3 protein-coding genes and 4 pseudogenes are annotated in these 6,052 nt (G+C 72.9%); 5 read left to right on the plus strand and 2 right to left on the minus strand.

The window, feature by feature from the left end:
- Both JNW89_RS24840 and JNW89_RS24845 read right to left on the minus strand, forming a co-directional pair.
- Window positions 1-580: pseudogene (locus JNW89_RS24840) on the minus strand (hypothetical protein); the annotation flags it as partial.
- Window positions 581-583: 3 nt separating this feature from the next.
- Window positions 584-1,657: an ATP-binding protein gene (locus tag JNW89_RS24845; protein ID WP_255541206.1), complete on the minus strand. Its 1,074-nt coding sequence runs from the start codon at window positions 1,655-1,657 to the stop codon at window positions 584-586.
- Window positions 1,658-1,737: 80 nt separating this feature from the next.
- On the opposite strand from JNW89_RS24845, the pseudogene JNW89_RS24850 reads away from it, so the two are divergent.
- The 5 genes and pseudogenes from JNW89_RS24850 to JNW89_RS24870 form a co-directional block, all read left to right on the plus strand.
- A pseudogene (locus JNW89_RS24850) lies at window positions 1,738-2,004 on the plus strand (DUF2752 domain-containing protein); the annotation flags it as partial.
- A 165-nt stretch (window positions 2,005-2,169) separates the two neighbouring features.
- Window positions 2,170-2,913, plus strand: a complete 744-nt coding sequence (thyX, locus tag JNW89_RS24855; RefSeq protein ID WP_238450723.1) for an FAD-dependent thymidylate synthase — start codon at window positions 2,170-2,172, stop codon at window positions 2,911-2,913.
- Window positions 2,914-2,959: 46 nt separating this feature from the next.
- Entirely contained in the window at window positions 2,960-3,886 is a 927-nt protein-coding gene (dapA, locus tag JNW89_RS24860) for a 4-hydroxy-tetrahydrodipicolinate synthase (protein ID WP_238450721.1), read from the plus strand.
- Between the two features lie 52 nt (window positions 3,887-3,938).
- Window positions 3,939-5,626: pseudogene (locus JNW89_RS24865) on the plus strand (ribonuclease J).
- A gap of 187 nt (window positions 5,627-5,813) precedes the next feature.
- Window positions 5,814-6,052, plus strand: a pseudogene (locus tag JNW89_RS24870) (S1 family peptidase); the annotation flags it as partial.

Raw genomic sequence — 6,052 nt, forward strand, 5'->3', positions numbered from 1 at the left:
TTCGGCCCGGTCGGCCGGGTCCTCCCGCTCGGGGTCGAGGTGACCGAAGCCGAGGTGCAGCAGGCAGTGCACCAGCACCCAGTACCACTCGTCGGCGTCCGCAGTCGCGTACCCGTCGGGAACGCCGCTCTCCCGCCACCGGGCGGCGAGCCGGGCCTCGTCCCCGGCGGGCAGCGGGGGTGGCAGTTCGGCCCGGCGGCCGGCCCAGCTTGGCGTCGTGCTGGAACCGGGCCACCACCAGGCAGGCGGCGGCCTGTTCGGCCCGGTCGGCCGGGTCCTCCCGCTCGGGGTCGAGGTGACCGAAGCCGAGGTGCAGCAGGCAGTGCACCAGCACCCAGTACCACTCGTCGGCGTCGGCGCGGCGCCGCCGGTTGACCACCACCTTCCCGTCCTCGCGGACCCGCGCCCACCCTCGCTGGTCGGCGAGTTCGTCGTCGTCGGACCAGGCGAACCAGGCGTTGCGCGCGGCGCCGGCGGAGCAGAGCGGCCGGAACATCGGGTGCGTGGTGACCCGCTGCCTGGCCTGGCGGAACGCCTCCTCGTTCGGGTCCGGCCGGCGGCCGGCGCGGCGGGCGGCCACGGCTCAGGCCCGGGCGGCGACGAGCCGGGGCAGGTCCCGGGTCACCTCGACCAGGAACCACGCCGGCAGCACCGGCATCCCCTCGTCGTCGGTGGCGACGACCAGCTGGGCGCACTCCAGGGAGATCTCGGCCAGCTCGACCAGCAGGCCCTTGGCGCGCAGGGCGAAGTCGCGGACCGGGCGGGAGGCGTGGTCGCGGTCGGCGGGCAGCTCCTTGACCAGCCGCGCCCGGAACGCCTCGGCGAAGAAGTAGAGCAGGTCCCGGTCGGTCGCCGCGCGCGGCCAGCCGGCGTCGCCCCGGACGATGGCGTCCAGGCCGTACCGGTGGCGCACCGTCTTGACGTACGCGGTGAAGCCGGCCGCGTGATGCCCGGTCAGCGTGCCGGCCGCCAGCAGCCGGACGGTCGCCTCGTCGACGCCCTCGCCGAAGGAGCGCAGCGCGTCGGAGAGCATGTGCCAGCTGCGCGGGGTGGAGAACGGCTCCTCGGTCTTCGGCGGCGCCACCCACAGCTGGTCCGGGCGCTCGGTCAGGTAGTCCAGCACCCACGGGTGCAGGCCCGCGCCGGCAGCCCAGGCCAGCCAGTCGGTGGCCGAGGCCCGCAGGTGCACGTGCACCAGCCGGTTGACCAGGGCGGACGCCATCGGCCGGGCGAGCGCGTTGTCGGTGGCCCGGTTGCCGGCGCCGATCACGATCGAGCCGGCCGGCAGCTCGTACGAGCCGATCCGACGGTCCAGGATCAGCGAGTAGAACGCCTTCTGCACCTCGGGGCTGGAGGAGTTCAGCTCGTCCAGGAAGAGGCAGTACGGCTCGGTGCGGGCGATCGACTCGGGCGGGGCGAAGCGGCTGCGTCCGTCGCGCAGCTCCGGCACGCCGATCAGGTCCTCGGCGGCGAGCTGGGTGCCGACCAGCGTCACGCAGGGCAGGCCGAGCGAGTCGGCAAAGGCTCGGACCAGCGAACTCTTGCCGATGCCCGGCGCGCCCCAGACGAAGACGGGCCGGACCACCGCGACGTGCAGGAGCAGGCGCGGGCAGGCTCGGCCGGGGTCGACCGTGAGGGCGGAGTGCACGCCGATCATGATCGGGCGGGGGACCGGGGGGCGCACCCGAATATCGGGCCCGGGCCGCCTGCTCAAGCTGACCACCCGGGCCGTGGAGCTGCCCGGGCTGCGGCGGCACCCGCGCCCTCTGGTACGTGCTGCACGCCGACCTGCCCGCCGCCGCCCGGCACCACTTCCTCTTCGTGTTCGCGCTGCCCTTCCTGGCGTACCTCTTCGTGGCGTGGGCCGGGAAGCAGGCCTTCGGCTGGCGCCTGCCCGAGCTGCGGATCAGCTCGCCGGTGATCGCCGGGTTCCTCGCCGTCTGGCTGGCCTTCTCCGTGGCGAGAAACCTGCCCTGGGCTCCGTTCACCGCGCTCTACGTCTGACCACCCCGCACCCCACCGCGCGGTGCCGTCTGCGAGATCTTGGACACTTGTCGTTCCCCTGGACCGGAGACTGTCCACGATTCGCAGCTCACGGCCGCTGTCGAAGCCGGGAGGTCAACTTTCGCGCACCGGTGCGGGGCAACTACAGTCCCAGGAATGCCGGAGATGGTGCAGCCCCAGGTCAAGCTGATCGCATGGACCCAGTTCCAGGCCCCGGACGACGTGCCGTGGTCGACCGACGCCGACGGCGGTCAGGCCCTGGCGGAGTTCGCCGGCCGGGCCTGCTACCAGAGCTGGAAGAAGCCGAACCCGGCGACCGCCACCAACGCCGGCTACCTGGCGCACATCCTCGAGGTGGGCCACCTGAGCGTGCTGGAGCACGGCTCGGTGAGCTTCTACTTCACCGGGGTCTCCCGCTCCTTCACCCACGAGCTGATCCGGCACCGGCACTTCTCGTACTCCCAGCTGTCCCAGCGCTACGTCCCGGAGCGGGACGCGGCGATGGTCGAACCGCGGGTGATCGCCGAGGACCCGGAGCTGCACAAGAAGTTCGTCGAGGCCGCCGAGGCGAGCGTCCGGGCGTACACCGAGCTGCTGGAGGGGCTGGAGCAGCGCTTCGTCGACGAGCCGAACCCGACGCTGCGGCGCAAGCAGGCCCGGCAGGCGGCCCGCGCGGTGCTGCCCAACGCCACCGAGACCCGGATCGTGGTCACCGGCAACTACCGGGCCTGGCGGCACTTCATCGCCATGCGCGCCACCGAGCACGCCGACGTGGAGATCCGCGAGCTGGCGGTGGAGTGCCTGCGCCAGCTCCAGCAGGTCGCCCCGAACGTCTTCGCCGACTTCGTCATCTCCACCCTGCCCGACGGCACCGAGGTGGCGACCAGCCCGCACGCCGAGCTGTCCTGAGCCCTTCCCCACCGGCGCCCCGGTGGTCGTCCGCTAGGTTGTGAACATGACGCACGACCACCTTGCCGCCCCCGACCGGGGCGCGTCCCGCCCGTTCGGGCGACTGCTCACGGCCATGGTGACCCCGTTCACCGACGACGGGTCGCTGGACCTGGACGGCGCCGTACGGCTCGCCACCCACCTCGTCGACGAGCAGGGCAACGACGCGCTGGTGCTCAACGGCACCACGGGTGAGTCGCCGACCACCACGGACGCGGAGAAGGAGACCCTGATCCGGGCGGTGGTGGAGGCGGTCGGCGACCGGGCCAGGATCGTCGCCGGGGTGGGCACCAACGACACCCGGCACACCATCGAGCTGGCCGCGTCGGCCGAGAAGGCGGGCGCGCACGGCCTGCTGGTGGTGACCCCGTACTACAACAAGCCGCCGCAGAGCGGGCTGCTGCGCCACTTCACCGCGGTCGCCGACGCCACCGGGCTGCCGATCATGCTCTACGACATCCCGCACCGGGCCGGGGTGGCCATCGCCACCGACACGCTGGTGCGCCTCGCCGAGCACGGCCGGATCGTCGCGGTCAAGGACGCCAAGGGCGACCTGACCGCGACCAGCTGGGTGCTCAGCCGCAGCGACCTCGCCTTCTACAGCGGGGAGGACGCGCTCACCCTGCCGACGCTGGCCGTCGGTGGGGTCGGCCTGGTCGGCACGTCCACGCACTTCATCGGCGCGCCCGCCAAGCAGCTGATCGAGGCGTACGACGCGGGGGACACGGCGACCGCGCTCGCCCTGCACCGGCGGCTGCTGCCGCTGTTCACCGGGATCTTCCGTACCCAGGGCGTGATCCTGGTGAAGGCGGGCCTGGCGGCCAAGGGCCTGCCGGCCGGTCCGGTGCGGCCGCCGCTGGCGGACGCCACCGCCGACGAACTCGCCCAGCTGCGCGCCGACTGCGCCGCGGCGGGCCTGGAACTGCCCGAATGATCGAACGACACGACGGACGCCGGGTAACGGCGTCGCAGAATGAGGTGGACGCGTGACCGAGGCGCACATCGAGGGTGAGCTGCCCCCGCCGCTGCCGGAGGGCGGCCTGCGGATCATCCCGCTCGGCGGGCTCGGCGCCATCGGTCGGAACATGACCGTCTTCGAGTACGACGCAAGCTGCTCGTCGTCGACTGCGGGGTGCTCTTCCCCGACGTCGAGCAGCCGGGCGTCGACCTGATCCTGCCGGACTTCGGCCCGATCCTGGACCGGCTGGACGACGTCCAGGCGATCGTGCTCACGCACGGTCACGAGGACCACATCGGCGCGGTGCCGTACCTGCTCGCCCACAAGCCGGACATCCCGCTGGTCGGCTCCCAGTTCACCCTGGCCCTGGTCGAGGCGAAGCTGGCCGAGCGGCGGATCCAGCCGTACACGCTGACCGTGCGGGAGGGCGGCCGGGAGCGGCTGGGCCCGTTCGAGTGCGAGTTCTTCGCGGTCAACCACTCGATCCCGGACGCCCTCGCCGTGGCCATCCGCACCCCGGCCGGGCTGGTGCTGCACACCGGCGACTTCAAGATGGACCAGCTCCCGCTGGACGGCCGGATCACCGACCTGGCCGGCTTCGCCCGGCTCGGCGCGGAGGGCGTCGACCTGCTGCTGTCGGACTCCACCAACGCGGAGATCCCCGGCTTCGTCACCCCCGAGCGCGAGATCGGGCCGGTGCTCGACTCGATCTTCGCCAAGGCGCGGGGGCGGATCATCGTCGCCTCGTTCGCCTCGCACGTGCACCGGGTGCAGCAGGTCTTCGACTCGGCGATCGAGCACGGCCGCAAGGTGGCACTGATCGGCCGGTCGATGGTGCGCAACATGGGCATCGCCCGCGACCTCGGCCTGCTCAACATCCCGCCCGGCCTGGTGGTCGGGCTGGAGGAGGCCACCACGCTGCCGCCCGAGCAGATCCTGCTGATGTCCACCGGTTCCCAGGGCGAGCCGATGAGCGCCCTCGGCCGGATGGCCAGCGGCGACCACCGGCACATCACCATCGCCCCCGGCGACACGGTGGTGCTGGCCAGCTCGCTGGTGCCGGGCAACGAGACCTCCGTCTACCGGGTGATCAACCGGCTGGCCCGCGCCGGCGCGGTGGTCGTGCACAAGGACGTGGCCAAGGTGCACGTCTCCGGCCACGCCCCCGCCGGTGAGCTGCTCTACCTGCTCAACATGGTGCGCCCGAGCAACCTGATGCCGGTGCACGGCGAGTGGCGGCACCTGCGGGCGCACGCCCGCCTCGGCGTCGAGTCCGGCGTCGCCCCCGACCGGGTGGTGCTCTGCGAGGACGGCGACGTGGTCGACCTGGTCGAGGGCCGGGCCAGCCTGGTCGGGCACGTGAAGAGCCGCTACGTCTACGTCGACGGGCTCGCCGTCGGCGACGTCAGCGAGTCGCTGCTGACCGAGCGGCGGATCCTCGGCGACGGCGGCTTCATCGCCACCACCGTGGTGGTCGACTCGGTCACCGGCAAGGTGGTCGGCGGCCCCACCCTCTCGGCGAAGGGCTTCTCCGAGGACCCGGAGGCGTTCAACCCGGTCGTCCCGCTGGTCACCGAGGCGCTCAACCGGGCCGCGGCGGACGGCATCACCGACCCGCACCAGCTCCAGCAGATCGTCCGGCGCACCGTCGGGCGCTGGGTCAACGACAAGTACCGGCGCCGTCCGATGATCGTCCCGACGGTCGTCGAGGTCTGACCCACCGGCTCCGCACGCCGGTCCACCGTCCGCGGTGGGCCGCGTCGTCGTGTCCGGGTACGCCCCGGCGAGTGATCGCACGGACACGCTGCGCTGAAAGCTCCGGTTTCGGGTCAACCGATCGGCCGTCGTCTCCGTACTCCGTTCCGGCAGGCGTACCCCGCGCCGGCCGGGAGGAGCTTGGCGGATGGACCGCAGACGGATGACAGCCATCGGTGTCGTGGTGGCGGCGGCGGGATTGACGGCGGCGGTGACCCTGCCGTCGTTCGCCGGTGAGAACGCCGCCCCGCGAGCCGGTGGACCGGCCGGGGCGAGCGCCACCGGCGGGGTGGCCCCCGAGGTGCTGGACGCGATGAGCCGCGACCTCTCGCTCAGCCGGGAGCAGGCGGTACGGCGGTTGGCGGCCGAGCGGCGGGCCACCGGCAC

The sequence above is a fragment of the Micromonospora sp. 4G55 genome (assembly GCF_016803375.1).